The sequence below is a fragment of the Kitasatospora humi genome (genome assembly GCF_020907985.1).
In the GTDB taxonomy this organism is placed as follows: domain Bacteria; phylum Actinomycetota; class Actinomycetes; order Streptomycetales; family Streptomycetaceae; genus Kitasatospora; species Kitasatospora humi.
Genome location: NZ_JAJJPA010000032.1, coordinates 49,490 through 76,057, shown reverse-complemented (window position 1 = coordinate 76,057; position 26,568 = coordinate 49,490). Strand labels below are relative to the sequence as shown.

Here is a 26,568-nt window from a genome sequence, read left to right as displayed (position 1 = left end):
CGGGGTGGCCGACCCGGCCTGTCTGCGTTCGCTGTCGACTGTCGCAGGAGCGAGGTATGGTGATCACCGCTGTAACGCTCACGGGCCGCACAGCGATGAACACCCCGAGGTCCACGGTTCGGCCGGGCCTTGACGAACGGCGGCGGGCGCGCGATTCTCAAGGCGCGTGCCGACACCCGCGCTGATGGCGCTCTGCGGTCGGCCGTTAGTTCGAGTGGCCCTGGATGCATAACCCGGGGCCGTGGCGGGAACTCACTCAAGGGTGAGACGCGGTGCCGGCCTCCTCGGTGAGGTGTGGCGCCGCTGCGGTGCGCAGCAGGACTGGCAGTACGCAACGGAGGGAGCGTCCGATTCGGTCTCCGAATCAGGACTGGACAGCAGTGTCGCCTTTGGCTACACTGTCCCTTTGCGCTGCCTGTTAGCTGCTCCGTGACTCGTCGCCCGGAGTCGGCGCTGCCCTGACCTGGGATTTCTCCGTTGGATGAACCCCTCGGCAAGGCCCGGCCGGTATGCGCGTAGTGAGCTCCGAGCCCTCGGAAGGACCCCCCTCTTGGCCGCGCCGCGCAACGCCTCGAACAATTCCGCCGCATCCACCGCCCCGCTCCGGGTCTCGTTCGCGAAGATCAAGGAGCCCCTCGAGGTCCCCAACCTCCTGGCCCTGCAGACCGAGAGCTTTGACTGGCTGCTCGGCAACGCGGCCTGGAAGTCCCGGGTCGAGGAGGCGCTGGAGTCTGGTCTGGACGTCCCCACCAAGTCCGGTCTGGAGGAGATCTTCGAAGAGATCTCCCCGATCGAGGACTTCAGTGGGTCGATGTCGCTGACCTTCCGCGACCACCGTTTCGAGCCGCCGAAGAACTCCATTGACGAGTGCAAGGACCGCGACTTCACCTACGCGGCCCCGCTCTTCGTCACGGCCGAGTTCACCAACAACGAGACCGGTGAGATCAAGTCTCAGACGGTCTTCATGGGCGACTTCCCGCTCATGACCCACAAGGGCACGTTCGTGATCAACGGCACCGAGCGTGTCGTCGTCTCCCAGCTGGTCCGCTCGCCGGGTGTCTACTTCGACTCGACCCTCGACAAGGTGTCCGACAAGGACATCTACTCCGCCAAGATCATCCCCTCCCGCGGTGCCTGGCTGGAGATGGAGATCGACAAGCGCGACATGGTCGGTGTCCGCATCGACCGCAAGCGCAAGCAGTCGGTCACCGTGCTGCTCAAGGCCCTCGGCTGGACCAACGAGATGATCCTCGAGGAGTTCGGCGAGTACGAGTCGATGCGCGCCACCCTGGAGAAGGACCACACCCAGGGCCAGGACGACGCGCTGCTCGACATCTACCGCAAGCTGCGTCCGGGCGAGCCGCCGACGCGCGAGGCCGCGCAGACGCTGCTGGAGAACCTCTACTTCAACCCGAAGCGCTACGACCTGGCCAAGGTCGGCCGCTACAAGGTCAACCGCAAGCTGGGCAACGCCGAGTCGCTGGACTCCGGTGTGCTCACCGAGCCCGACATCATCGGCACCATCAAGTACCTGGTGAAGCTGCACGCGGGCGAGACCGAGTGGCGTGACGACGAGGGCCGCGACATCGTGGTCGAGGTCGACGACATCGACCACTTCGGCAACCGCCGCCTGCGCAACGTCGGCGAGCTGATCCAGAACCAGGTCCGCACCGGTCTGGCCCGCATGGAGCGCGTCGTCCGCGAGCGCATGACCACCCAGGACGTCGAGGCGATCACGCCGCAGACCCTGATCAACATCCGGCCGGTCGTCGCCTCCATCAAGGAGTTCTTCGGCACCAGCCAGCTGTCCCAGTTCATGGACCAGACCAACCCGCTGTCGGGCCTGACCCACAAGCGCCGTCTGTCCGCGCTGGGTCCCGGTGGTCTGTCCCGTGAGCGGGCCGGCTTCGAGGTCCGTGACGTGCACCCCTCGCACTACGGCCGCATGTGTCCGATCGAGACCCCTGAAGGCCCGAACATCGGTCTGATCGGGTCGCTGGCCTCGTACGGCCGGGTGAACGCCTTCGGCTTCATCGAGACCCCGTACCGCAAGGTCGACGAGAACGGCGTGGTCACCACCCACGTCGACTACCTGACCGCCGACGAAGAGGACCGCTACGTCATCGCGCAGGCCAACGCGCCGCTGACGGAGGACAACCACTTCGCCGAGCCCCGCGTCCTGGTCCGCCGCCGTGGCGGCGAGATCGACTACGTGCCGGGCACCGAGGTCGACTACATGGACGTCTCGCCGCGCCAGATGGTGTCGGTCGCGACCGCCATGATCCCCTTCCTCGAGCACGACGACGCCAACCGCGCGCTCATGGGCTCGAACATGATGCGCCAGGCGGTGCCGCTGCTGAAGAGCGAGGCCCCGCTGGTCGGTACCGGCATGGAGTACCGCTGCGCCGTCGACGCCCAGGACGTCATCACCGCCGAGAAGGCCGGTGTGGTCCAGGAGGTCTCGGCCGACTACGTCACCGTGGCCAACGACGACGGCACCTACAACACCTACCGGGCCGCCAAGTTCACCCGCTCCAACCAGGGCACCTCCTTCAACCAGAAGGTGCTCGTGGACGAGGGCGCCCGGGTCGAGGCCGGCCAGGTGCTGGCCGACGGCCCCTGCACCGATGCCGGTGAGATGGCGCTGGGCAAGAACCTCCTCGTGGCGTTCATGTCCTGGGAGGGCCACAACTACGAGGACGCGATCATCCTGTCGCAGCGCCTCGTGCAGGACGACGTGCTCTCCTCGATCCACATCGAGGAGCACGAGGTCGACGCCCGCGACACCAAGCTGGGCCCCGAGGAGATCACCCGGGACATCCCGAACGTCTCCGAGGAGGTGCTCGCCGACCTCGACGAGCGCGGCATCATCCGGATCGGCGCGGACGTCGTCACCGGCGACATCCTGGTCGGCAAGGTCACCCCGAAGGGCGAGACCGAGCTGACCCCGGAGGAGCGCCTGCTCCGCGCGATCTTCGGTGAGAAGGCCCGTGAGGTCCGCGACACCTCGCTGAAGGTGCCGCACGGTGAGTCCGGCAAGGTCATCGGCGTCCGCGTGTTCGACCGCGAGGAGGGCGACGAGCTTCCCCCGGGTGTGAACCAGCTGGTCCGCGTCTACGTGGCCCAGAAGCGCAAGATCACCAACGGTGACAAGCTCGCCGGCCGCCACGGCAACAAGGGTGTCATCTCCAAGATCCTGCCGGTCGAGGACATGCCGTTCCTCGCCGACGGCACCCCGGTCGACATCATCCTCAACCCGCTGGGCGTCCCGTCCCGGATGAACCCGGGACAGGTCCTGGAGATCCACCTCGGCTGGCTCGCCAAGCAGGGCTGGGACGTCTCCGGCCTGGCCGACGAGTGGGCCCGCCGCCTGCAGGCGATCGGCGCCGACACGGTCGAGGGCGGCACCAACCTCGCCACCCCGGTCTTCGACGGCGCCCGCGAGGACGAGATCACCGGTCTGCTGGACAACACCACGCTCACCCGCGACGGCGAGCGCCTGGTGAACTCCACCGGCAAGGCCCAGCTGTTCGACGGCCGCTCCGGCGAGCCGTTCCCGATGCCGATCTCGGTCGGCTACATGTACATCCTCAAGCTGCACCACCTGGTCGACGACAAGCTGCACGCCCGTTCGACCGGTCCGTACTCGATGATCACCCAGCAGCCGCTCGGTGGTAAGGCGCAGTTCGGTGGTCAGCGCTTCGGTGAGATGGAGGTGTGGGCCCTTGAGGCGTACGGCGCGGCCTACGCGCTGCAGGAGCTGCTCACCATCAAGTCCGACGACGTCCTGGGCCGCGTGAAGGTCTACGAGGCGATCGTCAAGGGCGAGAACATCCCCGAGCCCGGCATTCCCGAGTCCTTCAAGGTCCTCATCAAGGAAATGCAGTCGCTCTGCCTCAACGTGGAGGTGCTGTCCTCGGACGGTTCCAACATCGAGCTGCGGGACTCCGACGAGGACGTGTTCCGCGCTGCCGAGGAGCTCGGCATCGACCTGTCCCGGCGCGAGCCGAGCAGCGTCGAAGAGGTCTGACGGAGGTTGGGCCGGCCTGCTGTTCCCGATGGAACGGGTTCAGGTCGGGCCGGCCCGCCCCCAGGCCCCCCTCAGACCACAGACAAACTCTCGAATGACGAAAGAGGGCTTGACGACCAGTGCTTGACGTCAACTTCTTCGACGAGCTCCGCATCGGCCTGGCCACGGCTGACGACATCCGCCAGTGGTCCCACGGCGAGGTCAAGAAGCCGGAGACCATCAACTACCGCACCCTGAAGCCCGAAAAGGACGGCCTCTTCTGCGAGAAGATCTTCGGCCCGACCCGGGACTGGGAGTGCTACTGCGGTAAGTACAAGCGCGTCCGCTTCAAGGGCATCATCTGCGAGCGCTGCGGCGTCGAGGTGACCCGCGCCAAGGTGCGCCGTGAGCGGATGGGCCACATCGAGCTCGCCGCCCCGGTCACCCACATCTGGTACTTCAAGGGCGTGCCGTCCCGCCTGGGCTACCTGCTTGACCTGGCGCCGAAGGACCTGGAGAAGGTCATCTACTTCGCCGCCTACATGATCACCTGGGTGGACGAGGAGCGCCGTCAGCGCGACCTGCCCTCCCTGGAGGCGCACGTCTCGGTCGAGCGCCAGCAGATCGAGAACCGCCGCGACGCCGACCTCGAGGCCCGCGCCAAGAAGGCCGAGAGCGACCTGGCCGAGCTGGAGGCCGAGGGCGCCAAGGCGGACGTGCGCCGCAAGGTGCGCGAGGGCGCCGAGCGCGAGATGAAGCAGCTGCGCGACCGCGCGCAGCGCGAGATCGACCGCCTGGACGAGGTCTGGGCCCGGTTCAAGAACCTCAAGGTCCAGGACCTCGAGGGCGACGAGCTGCTCTACCGCGAGCTGCGCGACCGGTTCGGCACCTACTTCCAGGGCTCGATGGGCGCCGCGGCCCTCAAGGACCGCCTGGAGACCTTCGACCTGACCGCCGAGGCCGAGCGCCTGCGCGAGATCATCCGCACCGGCAAGGGCCAGAAGAAGACCCGTGCGCTCAAGCGCCTCAAGGTCGTCTCCGCCTTCCTGCAGACCAGCAACAAGCCGCACGGCATGGTGCTCGACTGCGTCCCGGTGATCCCGCCGGACCTGCGTCCGATGGTGCAGCTGGACGGTGGCCGCTTCGCGACCTCCGACCTGAACGACCTGTACCGCCGTGTCATCAACCGCAACAACCGCCTGAAGCGGCTCCTCGACCTCGGCGCGCCCGAGATCATCGTCAACAACGAGAAGCGCATGCTCCAGGAGGCGGTCGACGCCCTCTTCGACAACGGCCGCCGCGGCCGCCCGGTGACGGGCCCCGGCAACCGTCCGCTGAAGTCCCTCAGCGACATGCTGAAGGGCAAGCAGGGTCGTTTCCGTCAGAACCTGCTCGGCAAGCGCGTCGACTACTCGGCCCGTTCGGTCATCGTCGTCGGCCCGCAGCTCAAGCTGCACCAGTGCGGTCTGCCCAAGGCCATGGCGCTGGAGCTCTTCAAGCCGTTCGTGATGAAGCGCCTGGTCGACCTGAACCACGCGCAGAACATCAAGTCGGCCAAGCGCATGGTCGAGCGCGCCCGCCCGGTGGTGTGGGACGTCCTCGAAGAGGTCATCGCCGAGCACCCGGTGCTGCTGAACCGTGCGCCCACCCTGCACCGCCTGGGCATCCAGGCCTTCGAGCCGCAGCTGGTCGAGGGCAAGGCCATCCAGATCCACCCGCTCGTCTGCACCGCGTTCAACGCGGACTTCGACGGTGACCAGATGGCCGTGCACCTGCCGCTGAGCGCGGAGGCCCAGGCCGAGGCCCGCATCCTGATGCTGTCCTCGAACAACATCCTGAAGCCGGCCGACGGTCGCCCCGTCACCATGCCGACCCAGGACATGGTGCTCGGTCTGTTCTTCCTGACCTCGGACCGCGACAACGTGAAGGGCGCCGGCCGCTCCTTCTCGTCCACCGCCGAGGCGATCATGGCCTTCGACGCCCGCGAGCTGGACGTCCAGGCCCCGATCAACCTGCGGCTGCCGATCGGCACCGTGCCGCCGCGGGGCTGGACCCCGTCGGTCGACCCCGAGTGGGCCGACAGCGAGGCGGCGCAGTGGACCGAGGGCGAGTCCTTCCGGCTCACCACGACCCTGGGTCGGGCGCTCTTCAACGAGCTGCTGCCGGACGACTACCCGTTCGTCGACTACGAGGTGGGCAAGAAGCAGCTCTCCGCGATCGTCAACGACCTGGCCGAGCGGTACCCCAAGGTCGTCGTGGCGGCGACCCTGGACAACCTGAAGGCGGCCGGCTTCTACTGGTCGACCCGTTCCGGTGTCACCGTCTCGATCTCGGACGTCGTGGTCCCGCCGAGCAAGCCCCAGATCCTCGAGGGCTACGAGGCGCAGGCCGAGAAGGTCCAGAAGAACTACGAGCGCGGTCTGATGACCAACGACGAGCGCAAGCAGGAGCTCGTCAACATCTGGACCAAGGCGACCAACGAGGTCGCCGAGGCGATGAACGCGAACTTCCCGAAGACCAACCCCATCTTCATGATGGTCGACTCGGGTGCTCGCGGAAACATGATGCAGATGCGTCAGATCGCCGGTATGCGTGGTCTGGTGTCGAACGCCAAGAACGAGACCATCCCGCGCCCCATCAAGGCCTCGTTCCGTGAGGGCCTGTCCGTGCTGGAGTACTTCATCTCCACCCACGGTGCCCGTAAGGGTCTGGCCGACACCGCGCTGCGCACCGCCGACTCGGGCTACCTGACCCGTCGTCTGGTGGACGTCTCGCAGGACGTGATCATCCGCGAGGAGGACTGCGGCACCGAGCGCGGCCTCAAGCTGGCGATCGGCTCGTTCGGCGAGGACGGCGTGCTGCGCAAGGCGGAGGACGTCGAGACCAGCGTCTACGCCCGCATGCTGGCCGAGGACATCACCGTCGACGGCAAGCTCATCGCGACCGCCAACACCGACCTCGGTGACGTGCTGATCGACGAGCTGATCCGCCACGGCATCGCCGAGGTCAAGGTCCGCTCGATCCTGACCTGTGAGTCGGCGGTCGGCACCTGCGCCATGTGCTACGGCCGCTCGCTGGCCACCGGCAAGCTGGTCGACATCGGTGAGGCGGTCGGCATCATCGCCGCCCAGTCCATCGGTGAGCCCGGTACCCAGCTGACCATGCGTACCTTCCACACCGGTGGTGTGGCCGGTGACGACATCACCCAGGGTCTGCCGCGTGTCGTCGAGCTCTTCGAGGCCCGTACCCCGAAGGGTGTGGCTCCGATCTCCGAGGCCTCCGGCCGGGCGCGGATCGAGGACACCGAGAAGACCCGCAAGATCGTCATCACTCCGGACGACGGCACCGACGAGATCGCCTACCCGGTCTCCAAGCGTGTCAAGCTGCTGGTCAGCGAGGGCGAGCAGGTCGAGGTCGGCCAGAAGCTGACCATGGGTGCCACCAACCCGCACGACGTGCTGCGGATCATGGGCCAGCGTGCCGTCCAGGTCCACCTGGTGGCCGAGGTCCAGAAGGTCTACAACTCGCAGGGTGTGTCGATCCACGACAAGCACATCGAGATCATCATCCGGCAGATGCTCCGCCGCGTGACGATCATCGAGTCGGGCGACGCCGAGCTGCTGCCGGGCGAGCTGGTCGAGCGCGGCCGGTTCGAGCAGGAGAACCGTCGCGTGGTCTCCGAGGGCGGTCACCCCGCCTCCGGCCGTCCGCAGCTGATGGGTATCACCAAGGCCTCGCTGGCCACCGAGTCCTGGCTGTCGGCCGCCTCCTTCCAGGAGACGACCCGGGTGCTCACCGACGCGGCGATCCACGCCAAGTCGGACCCGCTGCTGGGCCTCAAGGAGAACGTCATCCTCGGTAAGCTCATCCCGGCCGGTACGGGCCTGCCCCGCTACCGCAACATCCGGGTCGAGCCGACCGAGGAGGCCAAGGCCGCGATGTACTCGGCCGTCGGCTACGACGACTACGACCTGTCGCCCTTCGGCGCCGGCTCCGGCCAGGCGGTCCCGCTGGACGACTACGACTACGGCCCGTACACCGGCTGAGTCAACGGTTGAACCGACCGCAGGGCGGTCATCCCTCCGAGGGATGGCCGCCCTGCGGCGTTCCAGGGGGAGACTCAGCCGCAAGGGGGAGGCGGGAAACCCGTCGGCCGGGCGATCCGCGACGACGGGTCCGGCGGGCAGGCTTCGGGGTGTCGGCTTCGGAGGGTCCGAGCCGGCGACCCGAGGGGGAGCCAGACCATGAACCACCCTGTGACCCGAGCGCTGGTCTACGCCGCGATCACCGCCGTCGTGCTCATCGGCATGACCGCCTGCGACTGGCGGGGGCAGACCAAGCACAGCGACGTCGGCTACGGCATCGGCCAGCCGGTGCGGACCCTGGTGGTGCAGGGGGAGACCGGCAGCATCAACGTGGTCGGCGGCGGCGACGCGGTCACCGTCACCGAGCACCAGGACTACCGCGACCAGCAGCCGGCCACCACCCACCAGCTGAGCGCCGACGGCACCCTCACCCTGGCCTACCACTGCCACGAGTGCGGCGTCGGCTACGACATCCGGGTGCCGGCCGGCACCGTGGTCAAGCTGACCGAGCAGACCGGCGAGGTGGACCTGACCGGACTGACCGCCGACGTGCAGGCCGGCACCGGGACCGGCCGGATCCGGGCGGTCGGGCTGGCCGGCGCCAAGGCCGAGCTGCACACCGGGACCGGCAGCGTCTCCGCCTCCTTCACCGGCACCCCCGCCGTCGTGGACACCCGCACCGGGACCGGCTCGATCGACATCACCGTGCCCAAGGGCGCCGGCTACACCGTCCAGGCCGGCGCGCAGACCGGCGCGGTCAAGGTGACGGTTCCGCAGGACGCCGCCGCCGGGCGGACCATCGACGCCCGCGCCGAGACCGGCAGCGTCACCGTCGGCGATGCCTGAGGGCGGGTATCCCCTGGTGAGCTGGGCCGCTAGGCTTCCGGTTACCGGGGGAGGGGCGGGGACAGCGGTGGAGAGCGCGCACTGGCAGGGCCGGTTGATCCGGTCCGTGGCGGCCAGGCCATTCCTGGTCGACTGCGTGCTGGCCTCCGTCGCCGGGGCGATCTCGGTCTGGGCGGTCTTCTTCGACGCCCGCACCTGGCCGGCCTGGACCTTCGTGCTGGCCGCCGCCACCGCCGCGCCGCTGCCCTGGCGGCGCCGGGCGCCGTTCACCGTCTTCCTCCTCTCCAGCCTCTTCTCGCTGGGCATGAGCCTGTTCGCGCACTCCGCGCAGCCGCAGATCATGCTGCACGCGATCCTGGCCGGCTACACCCTGGCCGACCGGGGCAGGGAGTGGCAGCGCTGGCTGAGCCTGGCGGTGCTGGTGCCCTACAACGTGTTCGGCACCCACTCGCCGAACGGGCTGATCTTCAGCGAGCTGACCGCCGTCGGGTCCTTCATCCTCGGCTCGATCGCGCGCCAGCTGCGCACGCAGGCCGAGACCGAGAAGCGGCGGGCGCACGAGGCCGGGGCCCGGGCGGTCAGCGAGGCGGCCCGGGCGGTCAGCGAGGCGGCCCGGGCGGTGGCCGAGGAACGGGCCAGGATCGCCCGGGAGATGCACGACATCCTGGCGCACGCCGTCTCGCTGATGGTCATCACGGCCGAGGCCGGACCGCTGGTGGTGCACCGCGACCCGGAGAAGGCGATCCGGGCGTTCGACACCATCGCCGACTCCGGGCGGGACGCCATGGTGCAGCTGCGCCGGGTGCTCGGAGTGCTCAAGGAGGACGGCGCAGCGCCCCAACTCGCGCCCCAGCCGAAGCTCCCGGAGCTCGCCGCGGTGGCCGAGCGGGTGCGCGCGGCGGGCGTGCGGGTGGAGCTGGCGCTGCCGGAGCCGGCGCCGGCGCTGCCCGCCGACGTGGAGGCGGCGGCCTACCGGATCGTCCAGGAGGCGCTGACCAATGTGCTCAAGCACTCCGGGGCCGACCGGGCGGAGGTGGCCGTGGTGGAGCGGGCCGAGCGGCTGGAGCTGACCGTCCAGGACAACGGCCGCGGCCCGGGCGGCACGGCGGCGGTCGGCACGGCCGGCTGGTCCGGCGGCCGCGGACTGCTGGGCATCCGCGAGCGGGCGGCGGCCTGCGGTGGACGGGCGGAGGCCGGGCCCGGGCCGGGCGGGCAGGGCTTCCGGGTCCGTGCCGACCTGCCCTTGGTCTGATTCGCTGTCGAGACGTCAGGCACGGTGAGGAGCGCAACGTGATACGCGTGGTGGTGGCCGACGACCAGGAGCTGGTCCGGGCCGGGTTCGGGATGATCCTGGACGCCCAGCCGGACATCGAGGTGGTGGCCGAGGCGGCCGACGGGCTGCAGGCGATCGAGGCGGTCGCCGCGCACCGGCCCGATGTGCTGCTGCTCGACGTCCGGATGCCGGTCATGGACGGGCTGGAGGCGGCCCGCCGGGTCTGCGTCGAGTACCCGGACACCAAGGTGCTGATGCTCACCACCTTCGACATCGACGACTACGTCTACGACGCGCTGCACGCGGGTGCCAGCGGATTCCTGCTCAAGGACGTCCGTCGGGACGACCTGGCGCACGGCGTCCGGCTGGTGGCCGCTGGCGAGGCCCTGCTCGCGCCGTCCGTGACCAAGCGCCTGATCAGCGAGTTCGCGGCCCGGCGCCCCGGCGCGTCCCGTCGACCGCACCGGCTGCTGGACCAGCTGACGGCCCGCGAGCAGGAGACCCTGCGGCTGCTGGCCCGGGGGCTGTCGAACGCCGAGATCGCCGCCGAGCTGACCGTCAGCGAGCACACCGTCAAGACCCATGTCTCCAACCTGCTGAGCAAGCTCCAGCTGCGCGACCGGGTGCACGCGGTGGTCTTCGCCTACGAGGCCGGCGCGGTGGTGGCGGGCGAGGCCTGAAACCCGGGTGCGGTCGGCCCCGGGCGGGCCCTACCGTCGGGGCATGAGCAGCCGCACCCTCGTCGCCGTGCTGACCGGCGCCGGCGTCTCCACCGACTCCGGCATCCCCGACTACCGCGGCCCGCAAGGGCTCTGGCAGCGCGACCCGAGCGCGCAGGACCTGGTCACCATCGGCCCCTACCTGGCTTCCTCGGACGTCCGGCGGCGTGCCTGGCTGATGCGCCGGGACGCGGGCGCGCTGCGGGCCGAGCCGAACGCCGGGCACCGGGCGCTGGTCGAGCTGGACCGGGCGCTGCCGCTGCGGGTGCTCACCCAGAACGTGGACGGCCTGCACCAGAAGGCCGGGCTGCGCGAGAACCACGTGCTGGAGCTGCACGGCACGGCGACGCGGGTGTGGTGCACGGGCTGCAGGCGCCGCAGCGGCATGGACGAGGCGCTGGAGCGGGTCGCGGCCGGTGAGCCCGACCCCGCCTGCCGGGAGTGCGGCGGCATCCTGCGGCCGGCCACCGTGATGTTCGGCGAGCCGCTGGACCCGGTGGTGCTGGAGAAGGCGGCCGGGATCGCCCAGGCGTGCGAGCTCTTCATCGCCGTCGGCAGCAGCCTGCAGGTGCACCCGGCGGCCGGACTGGTGGAGGTGGCGGTCCAGGCCGGGGCCCGGCTGGTCGTGGTCAACGCCGAGCCGACCCCGTACGACGGGCTGGCCCAGGAGGTGATCCGGGAGCCCATCTCCACGGCACTGCCGGCCCTGGTCGCTAGGCTGACCGGGTGACGACGCGTTTCGATCCCCGGTCGGCGGAGTTCATCGCCCACCCGTACGACGCCTACGCCGAACTGCGGGCCGACGCCCCGGTGGTCTTCCACGAGGCCACCGGGCAGTGGCTCGTCCCGCGGTACGCGGACGTCAGCGCGCTGCTGCGGGACCGGCGGCTGGGACGCACCTACACCCACCGGTTCGGCCACGAGGAGTTCGGACAGGCCCCGCCGGACCCGGCGCACGAGCCGTTCCACACCCTCAACGGCAACGGCCTGCTGGACCTGGAGGGCCCCGACCACACCCGGATCCGCCGGCTGGTCGCCAAGGCCTTCACCCCGCGGATGGTCGAGGCGCTGCGGCCCACCGTGGCACGGCTGGCCGACGAGCTGGTCACCGCGCTGCTCGCGGAGGGCGGCGGCGACCTGATCTCGGCCGTCGCCGAACCGCTGCCGGTGGCCGTGATCGCCGAGATGCTCGGCGTGCCCGCCGCCGACCGGCACCTGCTGCGGCCCTGGTCGGCCGCGATCACCGGGATGTTCGAGCTCAACCCGAGCGTCGAGACCGCCGAGCGGGCCGTGCGGGCCTGCGTCGAGTTCTCCGACTACCTGCGCGCGCTGATCCGCGAGCGCCGGGCCGTACCGGGCGACGACCTGCTCTCCGCGCTGATCGCCGCGCAGGAGGACGGCGACGCGCTCAGCGAGCAGGAGCTGGTCTCCACCTGCGTGCTGCTGCTGAACGCCGGCCACGAGGCGACCGTCAACACCACCGGCAACGGCTGGTGGGCGCTGCTGCGCAACCCCGGGCAGCTGGCCCTGCTCCGCTCCGATGTCGACGCCCACCTCCCCACCGCCATCGAGGAGTTGATGCGGTTCGACACACCGCTGCAGATGTTCGAGCGGTGGGTGCTGGAGGACATCGAGGTGGCCGGCGTGCCCATCCCGCGCGGCAGCGAACTGGCCCTGCTGTTCGGCTCGGCCAACCGGGACGAGGCGCGGTTCGCCGACCCCGACCGGCTGGACGTCACCCGGGCCGACAACCCGCACATCTCCTTCGGCGCGGGCATCCACTACTGCCTCGGTGCTCCGCTGGCCAGGCTCGAACTCACCGAGTCCTTCGGCGCGTTGCTGCGCCGGGCACCCAACCTGACGCTGCTGCGGGAGCCGGCCTGGCAGCCCGGCTACGTGATCCGCGGCCTGACCGAACTCCTGGTGACCACATGACGCGTGCTACCGGTGCCCTGCTCGGCCTGGCGCTGGGTGACGCGCTCGGCGCCCCGACCGAGTTCCAGTCGCTGGAGAACCTCGCCCGCGGCTGCCCTGACTGGCGTCAACTGCCGCTGCGCCAGGTGGCGTTGATCACCGACGACACCCAGATGACGCTCTCCGTGGCCCGCGCGCTGCGCACCGCGCTGGCCGACGGCCCGCTGACCGCCGAGCGGTTCACCGCGCCGCTGCGGGCCGAGTACGTCGAGTGGTGGCGCTCGCCGGAGAACAACCGGGCGCCCGGCGTCACCTGCCTGAGCGCCTGCCAGGAGCTCAGTCACCGCGGGGTGCGCTGGCAGGAGGCCAGCCGGATCGGCTCCAAGGGCTGCGGCGCCAACATGCGGGTGGCCCCACTGGGCCTGGTGCCCGGACTGACGATGGACCAACTCGCGGGCGGCTCCCAGCTGCAGGCCGCGCTGACCCACGGCCACCCGACCGGCCTCGCGGCCAGCGAGCTGACCGCGCTGACCGTCTGGCTGCTCACCCAGGACACCCCGCCGGTCCAGCTGCCCGCGCTGCTGCGGGCCTACGCGGTGGCCAACCGCACCACGTACCGCGAGGACTGGCTGGGGGACCTGTGGACGCAGTCCCACCACCGGACGGCCGAGCTGTTCATCAGTGAGGGCTGGGACCAGTGCCTGGCGGTGCTCGACCGGCTGGACGCGGCGCTGGCCGCGCCGGACCGGGAAGCCGACCCGTGCCTGGCCACGGGGGAGGGCTGGATCGCCGAGGAGGCGTTGGCCACCGCGCTGCTCTGCTTCCTGCTCTTCCCCGACGACCCGGTGGCGGCGATCCGCCGGGCCGCCTACTCCGGCGGCGACTCCGACTCGCTCGCCTGCCTGGCCGGTGCCTTCGCCGGTGCCCGTCACGGTGCGGACGCCTGGCCGGCCGACTGGGTGGAGCGGATCGAGCACCGCGACGAGCTGCTGGCGTTCGGCGCGCTCTGGGACTGAGCCCTGGGCCGAGCCGCTAGCCGCGGCGACCGAGCCGCCGGCGGGGCTGCAGGGCGGCCCGGTCGGCGGCGGCGCGCCCGGCCGCCCAGCCCTCGCCGTCGCTGACCCGCACCCGCTGCGAGGTGAGCTTGGGGAACATCCGCTCGGTCGCGGAGTCCACCTGCTCCTCGCGGGCGGCCAGCGCGGGCAGCAGCCGGGTGTCGGGCAGCCGCTGCTCGGCGGTGCCGTCGTCGTTCAGGTGCCTCCCGGCGGCCGCCTCCCGGGTGGTCCGCTCGGTGGCCTCGGTGAGCCGCTCCCGGATCCGGGCCGCGTAGGAGACCAGGAAGGACTGCCGGAACGCCCGGGTGCGGGAGGCCCCGTCCAGGTGCTGCCGGCTGCCGGCCTGCTGCATCGCCGCGGTCGCCTGCACCAGCAGGGAGGTGTAGAGCAGCTCCACCGCGTCCAGGTCGGGGTCGAAGCCGATGACGGTGCAGAACGAGAACTCCTTGGCCCACACCACCCGGCACCGGTTGGCCGCCGCCACCGCGTCCAGCAGCATCGCCTTGGGGCCCTCGTAGGGGTTCTCCACCCCGATCCGGAGCGCGCCCGGAGCCGCCGCCGCGTCCGGCCGGCCGACCGCGAGCAGCGCTTCGTCTATGGAGTGCTGGGCCATCAGCTGCTGGGCCTTGGCGGTCAGCGCCTCGGCCTCCTGCGGGTACTCGGTCGACTCGGCCTTGGCCAGCAGCGCCCTGATCCGGGAGAGCATCCGGGGCTCGCCGGGCAGCGGGCCGGCCGCCCGGTGCCCGACCCGGTGGTCCCCGCCCGGAGCCGGCCCGACCGGAGTGATCACCGGCAGCCGGGCGAGCAGCGCCAGCAGTTCCAGGGCGGCGGTGGCCAGGGCGAAGCGGTCCAGCCGGTGCCGCTCGGCGAAGCCGGGCAGGAAGCGCTCGTCGCCGTCCCACCAGGCCTCGGCGCCGAGCTCGCGCAGCTGCTCCTGCCAGCGCCGGTCCAGGGTGGCGGGGGAGTGGCGGCGCGCCTCGGCGGCGACCAGGTCGGTCAGCAGCGCCTGGTGCACCGGCGACAGGTCCCGCCGGACCAGCCGGGCCAGGTCGGCCGGGCGCCAGCCGCGGCTCCAGAGCGAGCCCAGGGACCGGTCCGCCAGGCCCAGCAGGCCGCGCCCGTAGGCCGGCCAGCGCTCGGCGGAGGCGGCCAGCAGCGAGGCGCCCCCGTCCAGCACCCGGTCGGCCTGCCTCGCCGGCGCGCCCAGCAGCGCGCCGAGCGCCCGCTCCCACTGTTCGACGGTCGGCTCGCCGTTTTCTCCAGTCACCCGCCCCATGATGCCGGAGCCCGGTCACAGGGCATGATGAGACGGTGAGGCCGACGCGGAACCCGACGGCCGATGCGTTCGTCCTCACAGGGGAGACAGACAGGGGAGGGAGCCCGGATGGGTGACGTGCAGTCGTGGCCCGGCGGTTGGCAGTCCCGGCAGCCGGCCCAGCCCGCGGCGTTCGGCCCGCCGGCTCCCGCCTACGGTGCACCGGTCCCGTACGGGTCGCCGCACGCCGCGATGCGCGCCGCGCACACCGACCGCGAGCGCACCGTCGACGTGCTCAAGGCCGCCTACGCCGAGGGGCGGCTGTCCGCGGCGGAGTACGGCGAGCGGTTCGAGGTGGCGCACAGCGCCCAGACCTACGGCCAGCTGGCCCAGCTGGTGGCCGATCTGCCGGCCGGTCCCGGCCTGGCACCGCCGGTCGCGCCGATGCCGGTGCCGGCCACCTTCATGCCGCCGCCGGCCCGCCCGGCCCCCAACAACAGCATGGCCGTGGCCTCGCTGGTGCTCGGCCTGCTCTGCGTGCCGACCATGGGCGCCCTCGGCCTGCCCGCGGTGATCACCGGTCACGTGGCGCGCGGTCAGATCAGCCGCACCAAGGAGAGCGGTGACGGGATGGCGACGGCCGGGTTGGTCCTGGGTTACCTGTCCGTCGCCGGTTGGGCGATGATGTTCCTCTTCGGCCTGCTGCTCGTCGGCACGCACGGGTAGCGGCCCGGGCCGGGGCGTGCCGGCGGTGCCGCCGCGGCCGGCCCCGGGGCCGCGGCCCGCCGCCCCGGCCGGATCCGCCACGACCTGCGGCGCTCCATTTGTTTTGACCGCGCCCGATGCGCTAGGTACGCTCTGACCTTGTGCCTGGGGTGTCCCCGGGTCCTTGTGCGTGCAAGCACACCGGCCGCCGCAGCGGTGAGGTTCCACCCGCCCTGCCCGCCCGCCGTGGTGCGTAAGCCCATGGGATTCCGCGTGATTCCTCCGTCCGAGGAGGCTCAACACACCCGACCGCGTGGGTCGGCGTGAGCTGGGCAGACCGCTTGGGAACACCACAGGTTAGTTTCACCCAGCCTTGGCACACAGAAAACGGAGAAACGGTGCCTACGATCCAGCAGCTGGTCCGAAAGGGCCGGCAGGACAAGGTCGAGAAGAACAAGACGCCCGCCCTGAAGGGTTCGCCCCAGCGCCGCGGCGTCTGCACGCGTGTGTACACGACCACCCCGAAGAAGCCGAACTCGGCTCTCCGCAAGGTCGCCCGTGTGCGCCTCACCAGCGGGATCGAGGTCACCGCTTACATCCCGGGCGAGGGCCACAACCTGCAGGAGCACTCCATCGTGCTGGTCCGCGGTGGGCGTGTGAAGGACCTTCCTGGTGTCCGCTACAAGATCATCCGCGGCTCGCTCGACACCCAGGGTGTCAAGAACCGCAAGCAGGCCCGCAGCCGCTACGGCGCCAAGAAGGAGAAGTAAGAATGCCTCGTAAGGGCCCCGCCCCGAAGCGCCCGGTCATCGTCGACCCGGTTTACGGCTCCCCGCTGGTGACCTCGCTGGTCAACAAGATCCTGCTGCACGGCAAGCGCTCCACCGCCGAGCGCATCGTGTACGGCGCCCTCGAGGGCGTCCGCGAGAAGACCGGCTCGGACCCCGTCGTGACGCTGAAGCGCGCGCTGGAGAACGTCAAGCCGGCCCTCGAGGTCAAGTCCCGCCGCGTCGGTGGTGCGACCTACCAGGTTCCGGTCGAGGTCCGCCCGGGCCGCGCCAGCACCCTGGCGCTGCGCTGGATGGTCGGCTACTCCCGCGCCCGTCGCGAGAAGACCATGACCGAGCGTCTGATGAACGAGATCCTCGACGCCAGCAACGGCCTGGGCGCTTCCGTGAAGCGTCGCGAGGACACCCACAAGATGGCCGAGTCCAACAAGGCCTTCGCGCACTACCGCTGGTAGTCCGTACCCCGTCACTAGACAGAGAGAGAACGAGCCACCATGGCTGCAACCTCCCTTGACCTCGCCAAGGTCCGCAACATCGGGATCATGGCGCACATCGACGCGGGCAAGACCACCACCACCGAGCGGATCCTGTTCTACACCGGTGTCTCGTACAAGATCGGTGAGGTCCACGATGGCGCTGCCACCATGGACTGGATGGAGCAGGAGCAGGAGCGCGGCATCACGATCACGTCGGCCGCGACGACCTGCCACTGGACGCTCGACGGCGTTGACAACACCATCAACATCATCGACACCCCGGGGCACGTCGACTTCACCGTCGAGGTGGAGCGCTCGCTGCGCGTCCTCGACGGTGGCGTGACGGTGTTCGACGGCGTCGCCGGTGTCGAGCCCCAGTCCGAGACCGTGTGGCGGCAGGCTGACCGCTACGGCGTCCCGCGCATCTGCTTCATCAACAAGCTGGACCGCACGGGTGCCGACTTCTTCTTCTGCGTCCAGACCATCAAGGACCGCCTCGGCGCGAAGCCGCTGGTCATGCAGCTGCCGATCGGCGCCGAGGCCGACTTCACCGGTGTCGTCGACCTGGTGAAGATGAAGGCCCTGGTCTGGTCGGCCGACGCGCCCAAGGGCGAGATGTACGACACCGTCGACATCCCGGCCGACCTGGCGGAGAAGGCCGCGGCCTACCGCACCGAGATGATGGACATCGTCTCGGAGATCAGCGACGAGATCATGGAGCTCGCGCTGATGGAGGAGGAGATCCCCGAGGAGCTCCTCGTCTCGGTGATCCGCAAGGGCACCCTCGAGTCCAAGTTCACCCCGGTCTTCTGCGGCTCCGCGTTCAAGAACAAGGGCGTCCAGCCCCTGCTCGACGCGGTCGTGAAGTACCTGCCGTCGCCCCTCGACATCGAGGGCATCGAGGGCACCAAGCCGGGCAACGACGAGGAGAAGATCGTCCGTCAGGCCTCGGACGACGAGCCGCTCGCCGCGCTCGCGTTCAAGATCATGTCGGACCCGCACCTCGGCAAGCTCACCTTCGTCCGGGTCTACTCGGGCCGCCTGGAGTCCGGCACCTCGGTGCTGAACTCCGTCAAGGGCAAGAAGGAGCGCATCGGCAAGATCTACCGCATGCACGCCAACAAGCGTGAGGAGATCGAGTCGGTGGGCGCCGGCGACATCATCGCCGTCATGGGCCTGAAGCAGACCACCACCGGTGAGACGCTGAGCGACGAGAAGAACCCGGTCATCCTGGAGTCCATGGACTTCCCGGCCCCGGTCATCCGCGTCGCCATCGAGCCCAAGTCCAAGGGTGACCAGGAGAAGCTGGGTGTCGCCATCCAGCGCCTCGCGGAGGAGGACCCCTCCTTCCAGGTCAACACGGACGAGGAGACCGGCCAGACCATCATCGCGGGCATGGGCGAGCTGCACCTCGAGGTGCTGGTCGACCGCATGAAGCGTGAGTTCAAGGTCGAGGCCAACGTCGGCAAGCCGCAGGTCGCGTACCGCGAGACGATCCGCAAGGCCGTCGAGCGCATCGACTACACGCACAAGAAGCAGACCGGTGGCTCCGGCCAGTTCGCCAAGATCCAGATCGCGATCGAGCCTCTGGAGAGCGGCGACGGCTACGAGTTCGTCAACAAGGTCACCGGTGGCCGCGTGCCGAAGGAGTACATCCCCTCGGTCGACGCCGGTTGCCAGGAGGCCATGGAGTTCGGTGTCCTCGCCGGCTACCCGCTGCAGGGTGTCCGCGTGACGCTGCTCGACGGTGCGTCGCACGACGTCGACTCCTCCGAGCTCGCGTTCAAGATCGCCGGTTCGATGGCCTTCAAGGAAGGCGCCAAGAAGGCCGGTCCGGCCCTCCTGGAGCCGATGATGGCCGTCGAGGTCACCACGCCCGAGGACTACATGGGCGAGGTCATCGGCGACATCAACTCTCGCCGTGGCCAGATCCGGTCCATGGACGAGCGTCACGGCGCCCGCGTGGTCAACGCGCTGGTGCCGCTGTCCGAGATGTTCGGCTACGTCGGTGACCTGCGCAGCAAGACCTCTGGCCGCGCGAGCTACTCGATGCAGTTCGACTCGTACGCCGAGGTTCCGCGGAACGTGGCGGACGAAATCATCGCCAAGGCCAAGGGCGAGTAAGACCGGTTTCCCCGGTCCTGGGTCGACCCCGTAAAACGGGACGAACCGGAACCCTTAGCCTGATAGGAGGCGTAACCGGCGGGATCGCACGATCCCGCCGGGCCTCCGCCCCCCATCCGCGGGACGGCATGGGGTGTGTCACAGCACCCCGTACCACAACCCGATCAAAGACCAACTGACGTCGTACGGCGTACAGAACTGTCCTCAGGAGGACTGAAGTGGCGAAGGCGAAGTTCGAGCGGACGAAGCCCCACGTCAACATCGGCACCATTGGTCACATTGACCACGGCAAGACCACGCTGACTGCGGCCATCACCAAGGTGCTGCACGACGCGTACCCGGAGATCAACCCCTTCACGCCGTTCGACCAGATCGACAAGGCGCCGGAGGAGCGTCAGCGCGGTATCACCATCTCGATCGCGCACGTCGAGTACCAGACCGAGGCGCGTCACTACGCCCACGTCGACTGCCCGGGTCACGCCGACTACATCAAGAACATGATCACCGGTGCCGCCCAGATGGACGGCGCCATCCTGGTGGTCGCCGCCACCGACGGCCCGATGCCGCAGACCAAGGAGCACGTCCTCCTGGCCCGCCAGGTCGGCGTCCCCTACATCGTCGTCGCCCTGAACAAGGCCGACATGGTGGACGACGAGGAGATCCTGGAGCTCGTCGAGCTCGAGGTCCGCGAGCTGCTCTCGGAGTACGAGTTCCCGGGTGACGACCTGCCGGTCGTCCGCGTCTCCGCGCTGAAGGCGCTGGAGGGCGACAAGGAGTGGGGCGAGAAGCTCCTCGGCCTGATGCACGCGGTGGACGAGAACATCCCCACCCCGGAGCGCCTGACCGACCAGCCGTTCCTGATGCCGATCGAGGACGTCTTCACGATCACCGGTCGTGGCACCGTCGTCACCGGTCGCATCGAGCGCGGTGTCCTGAAGGTCAACGAGACCGTCGACATCATCGGCATCAAGACCACCAAGACCACCACCACGGTCACCGGTATCGAGATGTTCCGCAAGCTGCTCGACGAGGGCCAGGCCGGTGAGAACGTCGGTCTGCTGCTCCGCGGCATCAAGCGCGAGGACGTCGAGCGCGGCCAGGTCATCATCAAGCCGGGTTCGGTCACGCCGCACACCGACTTCGAGGCCCAGGCCTACATCCTGTCGAAGGACGAGGGTGGTCGCCACACCCCGTTCTTCAACAACTACCGCCCGCAGTTCTACTTCCGCACCACGGACGTGACCGGCGTCGTGACCCTCCCCGAGGGCACCGAGATGGTCATGCCGGGCGACAACACCGCCATGACGGTCGCGCTGATCCAGCCGGTCGCCATGGAGGAGGGCCTGAAGTTCGCCATCCGTGAGGGTGGCCGCACCGTCGGCGCCGGCCAGGTCACCAAGATCCTCAAGTAATTCCCCGAGGCTCTGACCTAGCTGGAAAAGGGCCCCGGAACCCGCTCGTGAGAGCGGGTTCCGGGGCCCTTCCGCGCGTCCGCCGAGGAATTGACGGCGGATCAGCGTGATTACCCCACCGCGATTGGCGTCAAACGCCCCTGATATGGCAAGATAGCCAAGTTGCTCGGTTGAGTGCCGATGCTGCGCGCCTCCCGCCGGGAGGACTGGAAGCGAGTCCCAGGTACTCGTCGTTCCCGTGATGGCCGTTCATATGGTCCGGGCCCGCCCGTCAGGGTGAGCCTGTGGGCCGTAGTGGTGTGTAAGCGACACCGCGGCAGCTGCGGGGCGAAAGTACGGGAATCTTCCGGGAAGCGTGGGCGGGGCCTCGACCCGGCGTCCACGGGTGCAAGACCGGCCCGGACCCTGAGGTGCTGCCGCACTTCTTTCGCAGTTCGAGCGCGACACGCCCGAGCGCGGGGGCCGGAGGGTAACCATCCGGGACGCCACTGGAGAGTCCACCCGGACGAACCGGTTGCAGAAGCAGCAGACGACAGAAGGACTACGAAGTAGCCATGGCGGGACAGAAGATCCGCATCCGGCTCAAGGCCTACGACCACGAGGTCATCGACTCCTCGGCGAAGAAGATCGTCGAGACGGTGATCCGCACTGGTGCGCAGGTCGCGGGCCCGGTGCCGCTGCCCACTGAGAAGAACGTGTACTGCGTCATCCGCTCGCCGCACAAGTACAAGGACTCGCGCGAGCACTTCGAGATGCGTACTCACAAGCGTCTGATCGACATCCTCGACCCCACGCCGAAGACGGTTGACTCGCTGATGCGTCTCGACCTGCCGGCCGGCGTCGACATCGAGATCAAGCTCTGAGAGGCGCACCGAAGATGGCTAAGCAGATTAAGGGCATCCTGGGCGAGAAGCTCGGCATGACCCAGGTCTGGGACGAGAACAACCGGATCGTTCCGGTGACCGTCGTCAAGGCCGGGCCGAATGTCGTGACCCAGGTCCACACCGCCGACAGCCCGGCCGGCTACGACGCCGTCCAGCTCGGCTTCGGCGAGATCGACCCCCGCAAGGTGAACAAGCCCCTCGCGGGCCACTTCGCCAAGGCCGGTGTCACCCCGCGCCGTCACCTGGTCGAGATCCGTACCTCGGACGCCTCCGAGTACACCCTGGGCCAGGAGATCACCGCTGAGCTGTTCGAGGCGGGTGTCAAGGTCGACGTGACCGGCACCTCCAAGGGCAAGGGCTTCGCCGGTGTGATGAAGCGTCACAACTTCAAGGGTCTCGGCGCCGGTCACGGCACCCAGCGCAAGCACCGCTCGCCCGGTTCCATCGGTGGCTGCGCCACCCCGGGCCGCGTGTTCAAGGGCCTGCGCATGGCTGGTCGGATGGGCCACGAGCGTGTGACCACCCAGAACCTGACCGTGCACGCGGTCGACGCGGAGAAGGGCCTGCTGCTCATCAAGGGCGCCGTCCCGGGCCCGAACGGCGGCCTCGTCCTCGTCCGCACCGCGGCGAAGGGGCTGTGAGGAAATGAGCACCATTGACATCCTGTCGCCGGCTGGCGACAAGACCGGCAGCATCGAGCTGCCGGCCGAGATCTTCGACGCGAAGGTCAGCGTTCCGCTGATGCACCAGGTCGTCGTGGCGCAGCTCGCTGCGGCCCGTCAGGGCACCCACAAGACCAAGACTCGCGGCGAGGTCCGCGGTGGCGGCAAGAAGCCGTACCGCCAGAAGGGCACCGGCCGGGCCCGTCAGGGCTCGACCCGCGCGCCGCAGTTCGCCGGCGGTGGCGTTGTGCACGGTCCGGTTCCGCGCGACTACTCGCAGCGGACCCCCAAGAAGATGATCGCCGCCGCCCTCCGCGGTGCGCTCACCGACCGCGCCCGTCACAACCGCATCCACGTCGTCACCGGCGTGACCGCGACCGAGGCGCCGTCGACCAAGGCCGCCAAGGGCCTGTTCGGCAAGATCACCGACCGCAAGAACGTCCTCCTGGTCGTCGAGCGTGCGGACGAGCTGGGCGTCAAGTCCGCTCGCAACCTGCCGAACGTGCACATCCTGGACTTCGGCCAGCTGAACACCTACGACGTGCTCGTCTCCGACGATGTGGTCTTCACCCAGGCCGCCTTCGAGCGTTTCGTGGCCGGTCCGGCCGCGTCCGCCAAGGCCGTTGCCGCTGAGGGCGAGCTCGAAGGGAGCGCCGCCTGATGAGCGACGTCACGAGCAAGACGTTCACGGACCCCCGTGACGTCCTGGTGAAGCCGGTTATCTCCGAGAAGAGCTACGCGCTCCTCGACGAGAACAAGTACACGTTCATCGTGTCGCCGGGCGCCAACAAGACCCAGATCAAGCAGGCCGTCGAGGCGGTCTTCTCGGTCAAGGTCACGGCTGTCAACACTCTGAACCGGCAGGGCAAGCGCAAGCGCTCGCGCACCGGTTTCGGCAAGCGCAAGGACACCAAGCGCGCCATCGTGACGCTGGCCGAGGGCAACCGCATCGACATCTTCGGTGGTCCGGTCTCCTGACCGGGGCCTGACCGTCGATCAAGACGAGGACAGAAATGGGTATCCGCAAGTACAAGCCGACTACGCCGGGCCGTCGTGGCGCCAGCGTGGCCGACTTCGTCGAAATCACGCGGTCCACGCCGGAGAAGTCGCTGGTTCGCCCCCTGCACAGCAAGGGCGGCCGTAACAACGCCGGTCGTGTCACCGCTCGCCACCAGGGTGGCGGTCACAAGCGCGCCTACCGCGTGATCGACTTCCGTCGTCACGACAAGGACGGCGTGCCGGCCAAGGTCGCGCACATCGAGTACGACCCCAACCGCACCGCGCGCATCGCGCTCCTGCACTACGCGGACGGCGAGAAGCGCTACATCATCGCCCCCCGCGGCATCGCGCAGGGTGACCGGATCGAGAACGGCGCTGGCGCCGACATCAAGCCGGGCAACAACCTGCCGCTGCGCAACATCCCGGTCGGTACCACCATCCACGCGGTGGAGCTGCGTCCGGGTGGCGGTGCCAAGCTGGCCCGCTCCGCCGGTTCCGGCATCCAGCTGCTCGCCCGTGAGGGCCGCATGGCGCACCTGCGCATGCCCTCCGGTGAGATCCGCCTGGTCGACGTGCGCTGCCGCGCCACCGTCGGCGAGGTCGGCAACGCCGAGCAGTCGAACATCAACTGGGGTAAGGCCGGCCGTATGCGCTGGAAGGGCGTCCGCCCGACCGTGCGTGGTGTGGCCATGAACCCGATCGACCACCCGCACGGTGGTGGTGAGGGCAAGACCTCTGGTGGTCGCCACCCGGTTTCGCCGTGGGGCCAGAAGGAGGGTCGCACCCGCAAGCCGAACAAGGCTTCGGACGCCCTCATCGTGCGCCGCCGCAAGACCAACAAGAAGCGCTAGGAGCAGGTCAGATGCCGCGCAGTCTTAAGAAGGGCCCCTTCATCGACGGCCACCTCATCAAGAAGGTGGACGCTCAGAACGAGGCGGGTACCCAGAACGTCATCAAGACCTGGTCCCGTCGTTCCGTGATCAGCCCGAGCATGCTCGGCCACACGATCGCGGTTCACGATGGCCGTAAGCACGTCCCGGTGTTCGTCACCGAGTCGATGGTCGGCCACAAGCTCGGCGAGTTCGCTCCGACCCGCACCTTCCGCGGCCACGTCAAGGAAGACCGCAAGTCGAAGCGCCGCTAAGGCCTCCGAGCTTCAGCGCCAGAACGACTAAGTGACTTACTCCATTAAGGGGACAACCATGGAAGCCAGGGCTCAGGCGCGGTACATCCGCGTGACGCCCATGAAGGCCCGCCGCGTGGTGGACCTCATCCGTGGCGTCGACGCCACGGAGGCCCGGGCGATCCTGCGGTTCTCGCCGCAGGCCGCCACCGTGCCCGTTGGCAAGGTGCTCGAGAGCGCCATCGCCAACGCGAAGCACAACTACAACCACTCCAACGAGAACGACCTCGTCATCTCCGAGGCGTACGTTGACGAGGGCCCGACCCTGAAGCGGTTCCGCCCGCGCGCCCAGGGCCGCGCCTACCGGATCCGGAAGCGGACCAGCCACATCACCGTGGTCGTCAGCAGCAAGGAAGGGACCCGGTAATGGGCCAGAAGGTTAACCCGCACGGGTTCCGCCTCGGCATCAGCACGGACTTCAAGTCCCGCTGGTACGCCGACAAGCTGTACAAGGACTACGTCAAGGAAGACGTCGCCATTCGTCGCATGATGACGAAGGGCATGGAGCGGGCCGGCATCTCCAAGGTGGAGATCGAGCGCACCCGCGACCGCGTCCGCGTTGACATCCACACCGCCCGCCCCGGCATCGTGATCGGTCGCCGTGGCACCGAGGCCGACCGCATCCGCGGCGACCTCGAGAAGCTGACCGGCAAGCAGGTCCAGCTGAACATCCTCGAGGTCAAGAACCCCGAGCTGGACGCCCAGCTCGTGGCTCAGGGCGTCGCGGAGCAGCTGTCCTCCCGCGTGTCGTTCCGCCGTGCCATGCGCAAGAGCATGCAGGGCACCATGAAGTCCGGCGCCAAGGGCATCAAGGTCCAGTGCTCCGGTCGTCTCGGCGGCGCCGAGATGAGCCGTTCGGAGTTCTACCGCGAGGGTCGGGTGCCGCTGCACACCCTTCGCGCGAACGTCGACTACGGCTTCTTCGAGGCCAAGACGACCTTCGGCCGCATCGGCGTGAAGGTCTGGATCTACAAGGGCGACGTCAAGAACATCGCCGAGGTCCGCGCTGAGAACGCCGCTGCCCGCTCGGGCAACCGTCCGGCCCGCAACGACGCCCGCCCCGCGCGCGGCGAGCGTGGCGGCCGCGGCGAGCGTGGTGGCGCCCGTGGCGGTCGTCGTCCCGCGAACACCGAGGCCCAGGCCCCGGTCGTGACCGAGACGCCGGCTGCCGAGAGCACCGGAACGGAGGCCTGACCCTCATGCTGATCCCCCGTCGGGTCAAGCACCGCAAGCAGCACCACCCCAAGCGCGGTGGCGCCGCCAAGGGCGGTACGGAGCTGGCGTTCGGCCAGTTCGGCATCCAGGCCGTGACCCCGGCCTACGTGACCAACCGCCAGATCGAGTCCGCTCGTATCGCGATCAACCGTCACATCCGCCGTGGCGGCAAGGTCTGGATCAACATCTACCCGGACCGCCCGCTCACCAAGAAGCCGGCCGAGACCCGCATGGGTTCCGGTAAGGGTTCGCCGGAGTGGTGGATCGCGAACGTGCACCCGGGTCGGGTCATGTTCGAGCTGTCGTACCCGAACGAGAAGGTGGCTCGCGAGGCGCTCACCCGTGCCGCGCACAAGCTGCCGATGAAGTGCCGGATCGTCCGGCGCGAGGACGGTGAGAGCTGATGTCGGCCGGCACCAAGGCTGCTGAGCTGCGCGAGCTGGACAACGAGGCGCTCGTTGCCAAGCTTCGTGAGGCCAAGGAGGAGCTGTTCAACCTCCGCTTCCAGGCGGCGACCGGACAGCTCGACAACCACGGACGGCTTCGCCTCGTCCGTAAGGACATCGCGCGGATCTACACCCTGATGCGCGAGCGCGAGCTGGGCATCGAGACGGTGGAGAACGCCTGATGACTGAGAACACCAACGAGACGCGCGGTTTCCGCAAGACCCGTGAGGGTCTCGTCGTCAGCGACAAGATGGACAAGACCGTCGTCGTCGCCGTCGAGGACCGCGTCAAGCACGCTCTGTACGGCAAGGTCATTCGCCGTACGAACAAGCTGAAGGCGCACGACGAGCAGAACGCGTGCGGCGTGGGCGACCGGGTGCTCCTCGCGGAGACCCGCCCGCTGTCCGCGACGAAGCGCTGGCGCGTCGTCGAGATCCTCGAGAAGGCCAAGTAACGAAGCCGATGAGGTACGGCCGTATGTGCACCAGGTCCGAGGACGCTGGTGTGAGCAGCGGCCG

25 protein-coding genes are annotated in these 26,568 nt (G+C 69.2%); 24 read left to right on the top strand and 1 reads right to left on the bottom strand.

Annotated features, from left to right (window positions below):
* Nucleotides 1-550: 550 nt before the first annotated feature.
* The 8 genes from rpoB to LN042_RS25650 all read left to right on the top strand — a co-directional run bounded on the left by rpoB (nt 551) and on the right by LN042_RS25650 (nt 13,862).
* On the top strand, nt 551-4,030 hold the full coding sequence (gene rpoB / locus LN042_RS25685) for a DNA-directed RNA polymerase subunit beta (protein ID WP_230053721.1): 3,480 nt from the start codon (nt 551-553) through the stop codon (nt 4,028-4,030).
* A 119-nt stretch (nt 4,031-4,149) separates the two neighbouring features.
* Complete coding sequence (locus tag LN042_RS25680; protein ID WP_230053719.1) at nt 4,150-8,055, top strand: DNA-directed RNA polymerase subunit beta'; 3,906 nt, start codon at nt 4,150-4,152, stop codon at nt 8,053-8,055.
* A gap of 198 nt (nt 8,056-8,253) precedes the next feature.
* Nucleotides 8,254-8,940 carry a DUF4097 family beta strand repeat-containing protein gene (locus LN042_RS25675; protein WP_230053717.1) on the top strand — a complete coding sequence of 229 codons (687 nt, stop codon included), beginning with the start codon at nt 8,254-8,256 and terminating at the stop codon, nt 8,938-8,940.
* Nucleotides 8,941-9,007: 67 nt separating this feature from the next.
* Nucleotides 9,008-10,192: a sensor histidine kinase gene (locus tag LN042_RS25670; protein ID WP_230053716.1), complete on the top strand. Its 1,185-nt coding sequence runs from the start codon at nt 9,008-9,010 to the stop codon at nt 10,190-10,192.
* Nucleotides 10,193-10,284: 92 nt separating this feature from the next.
* Nucleotides 10,285-10,893 (top strand): response regulator, encoded by a 609-nt coding sequence (locus LN042_RS25665; RefSeq protein ID WP_249801481.1) that lies wholly within the window; start codon nt 10,285-10,287, stop codon nt 10,891-10,893.
* 43 nt (nt 10,894-10,936) lie between these two features.
* On the top strand, nt 10,937-11,662 hold the full coding sequence (locus tag LN042_RS25660; RefSeq protein WP_230053714.1) for an SIR2 family NAD-dependent protein deacylase: 726 nt from the start codon (nt 10,937-10,939) through the stop codon (nt 11,660-11,662).
* Nucleotides 11,659-12,867: a cytochrome P450 gene (locus tag LN042_RS25655; protein ID WP_230053712.1), complete on the top strand. Its 1,209-nt coding sequence runs from the start codon at nt 11,659-11,661 to the stop codon at nt 12,865-12,867. Before LN042_RS25660 ends, LN042_RS25655 begins: the two co-directional genes overlap by 4 nt.
* Nucleotides 12,864-13,862, top strand: a complete 999-nt coding sequence (locus LN042_RS25650) for an ADP-ribosylglycohydrolase family protein (RefSeq protein WP_230053711.1) — start codon at nt 12,864-12,866, stop codon at nt 13,860-13,862. Before LN042_RS25655 ends, LN042_RS25650 begins: the two co-directional genes overlap by 4 nt.
* A gap of 16 nt (nt 13,863-13,878) precedes the next feature.
* Here LN042_RS25650 and LN042_RS37380 read toward each other — a convergent pair whose 3' ends face one another.
* On the bottom strand, nt 13,879-15,177 hold the full coding sequence (locus LN042_RS37380; RefSeq protein ID WP_372495817.1) for a DUF2786 domain-containing protein: 1,299 nt from the start codon (nt 15,175-15,177) through the stop codon (nt 13,879-13,881).
* A 108-nt stretch (nt 15,178-15,285) separates the two neighbouring features.
* Between LN042_RS37380 and LN042_RS25640 the strand changes: the two genes are divergently transcribed.
* The 16 genes from LN042_RS25640 (at nt 15,286) to rpsQ (ending at nt 26,504) form a co-directional block, all read left to right on the top strand.
* Entirely contained in the window at nt 15,286-15,882 is a 597-nt protein-coding gene (locus LN042_RS25640) for a DUF1707 and DUF4190 domain-containing protein (protein ID WP_308191867.1), read from the top strand.
* Nucleotides 15,883-16,259: 377 nt separating this feature from the next.
* Entirely contained in the window at nt 16,260-16,631 is a 372-nt protein-coding gene (gene rpsL, locus LN042_RS25635) for a 30S ribosomal protein S12 (RefSeq protein WP_014144289.1), read from the top strand.
* Between the two features lie 2 nt (nt 16,632-16,633).
* Nucleotides 16,634-17,104 (top strand): 30S ribosomal protein S7, encoded by a 471-nt coding sequence (gene rpsG / locus LN042_RS25630; RefSeq protein WP_141635540.1) that lies wholly within the window; start codon nt 16,634-16,636, stop codon nt 17,102-17,104.
* A gap of 39 nt (nt 17,105-17,143) precedes the next feature.
* On the top strand, nt 17,144-19,249 hold the full coding sequence (fusA, locus tag LN042_RS25625; protein ID WP_230053709.1) for an elongation factor G: 2,106 nt from the start codon (nt 17,144-17,146) through the stop codon (nt 19,247-19,249).
* A gap of 218 nt (nt 19,250-19,467) precedes the next feature.
* Complete coding sequence (tuf, locus tag LN042_RS25620; RefSeq protein WP_230053707.1) at nt 19,468-20,661, top strand: elongation factor Tu; 1,194 nt, start codon at nt 19,468-19,470, stop codon at nt 20,659-20,661.
* Between the two features lie 554 nt (nt 20,662-21,215).
* Entirely contained in the window at nt 21,216-21,524 is a 309-nt protein-coding gene (gene rpsJ, locus LN042_RS25615) for a 30S ribosomal protein S10 (RefSeq protein ID WP_012785157.1), read from the top strand.
* A gap of 14 nt (nt 21,525-21,538) precedes the next feature.
* On the top strand, nt 21,539-22,186 hold the full coding sequence (rplC, locus tag LN042_RS25610; RefSeq protein WP_230053706.1) for a 50S ribosomal protein L3: 648 nt from the start codon (nt 21,539-21,541) through the stop codon (nt 22,184-22,186).
* A gap of 4 nt (nt 22,187-22,190) precedes the next feature.
* A complete protein-coding gene (gene rplD / locus LN042_RS25605) occupies nt 22,191-22,868 on the top strand; it encodes a 50S ribosomal protein L4 (RefSeq protein ID WP_230053704.1) in 678 nt (225 codons plus the stop codon).
* Entirely contained in the window at nt 22,868-23,185 is a 318-nt protein-coding gene (gene rplW, locus LN042_RS25600; protein ID WP_230053703.1) for a 50S ribosomal protein L23, read from the top strand. Before rplD ends, rplW begins: the two co-directional genes overlap by 1 nt.
* Before the next feature lie 35 nt (nt 23,186-23,220).
* Entirely contained in the window at nt 23,221-24,057 is an 837-nt protein-coding gene (rplB, locus tag LN042_RS25595) for a 50S ribosomal protein L2 (RefSeq protein ID WP_230053702.1), read from the top strand.
* 11 nt (nt 24,058-24,068) lie between these two features.
* On the top strand, nt 24,069-24,350 hold the full coding sequence (gene rpsS / locus LN042_RS25590; RefSeq protein ID WP_030280772.1) for a 30S ribosomal protein S19: 282 nt from the start codon (nt 24,069-24,071) through the stop codon (nt 24,348-24,350).
* Between the two features lie 58 nt (nt 24,351-24,408).
* On the top strand, nt 24,409-24,756 hold the full coding sequence (gene rplV, locus LN042_RS25585; RefSeq protein ID WP_101381385.1) for a 50S ribosomal protein L22: 348 nt from the start codon (nt 24,409-24,411) through the stop codon (nt 24,754-24,756).
* Nucleotides 24,756-25,583 carry a 30S ribosomal protein S3 gene (gene rpsC, locus LN042_RS25580; RefSeq protein WP_230053701.1) on the top strand — a complete coding sequence of 276 codons (828 nt, stop codon included), beginning with the start codon at nt 24,756-24,758 and terminating at the stop codon, nt 25,581-25,583. The genes rplV and rpsC overlap by 1 nt, the downstream gene beginning before the upstream one ends.
* A 5-nt stretch (nt 25,584-25,588) precedes the next feature.
* Nucleotides 25,589-26,008 carry a 50S ribosomal protein L16 gene (gene rplP, locus LN042_RS25575; RefSeq protein ID WP_101381387.1) on the top strand — a complete coding sequence of 140 codons (420 nt, stop codon included), beginning with the start codon at nt 25,589-25,591 and terminating at the stop codon, nt 26,006-26,008.
* The gene (gene rpmC, locus LN042_RS25570; RefSeq protein ID WP_101381388.1) at nt 26,008-26,232 is read left to right on the top strand and encodes a 50S ribosomal protein L29; all 225 of its coding nucleotides are present in this window, start codon (nt 26,008-26,010) and stop codon (nt 26,230-26,232) included. Before rplP ends, rpmC begins: the two co-directional genes overlap by 1 nt.
* Nucleotides 26,232-26,504, top strand: coding sequence for a 30S ribosomal protein S17 (rpsQ, locus tag LN042_RS25565; protein ID WP_030280777.1), 273 nt, complete (start codon nt 26,232-26,234; stop codon nt 26,502-26,504). Before rpmC ends, rpsQ begins: the two co-directional genes overlap by 1 nt.
* Nucleotides 26,505-26,568: the final 64 nt, after the last annotated feature.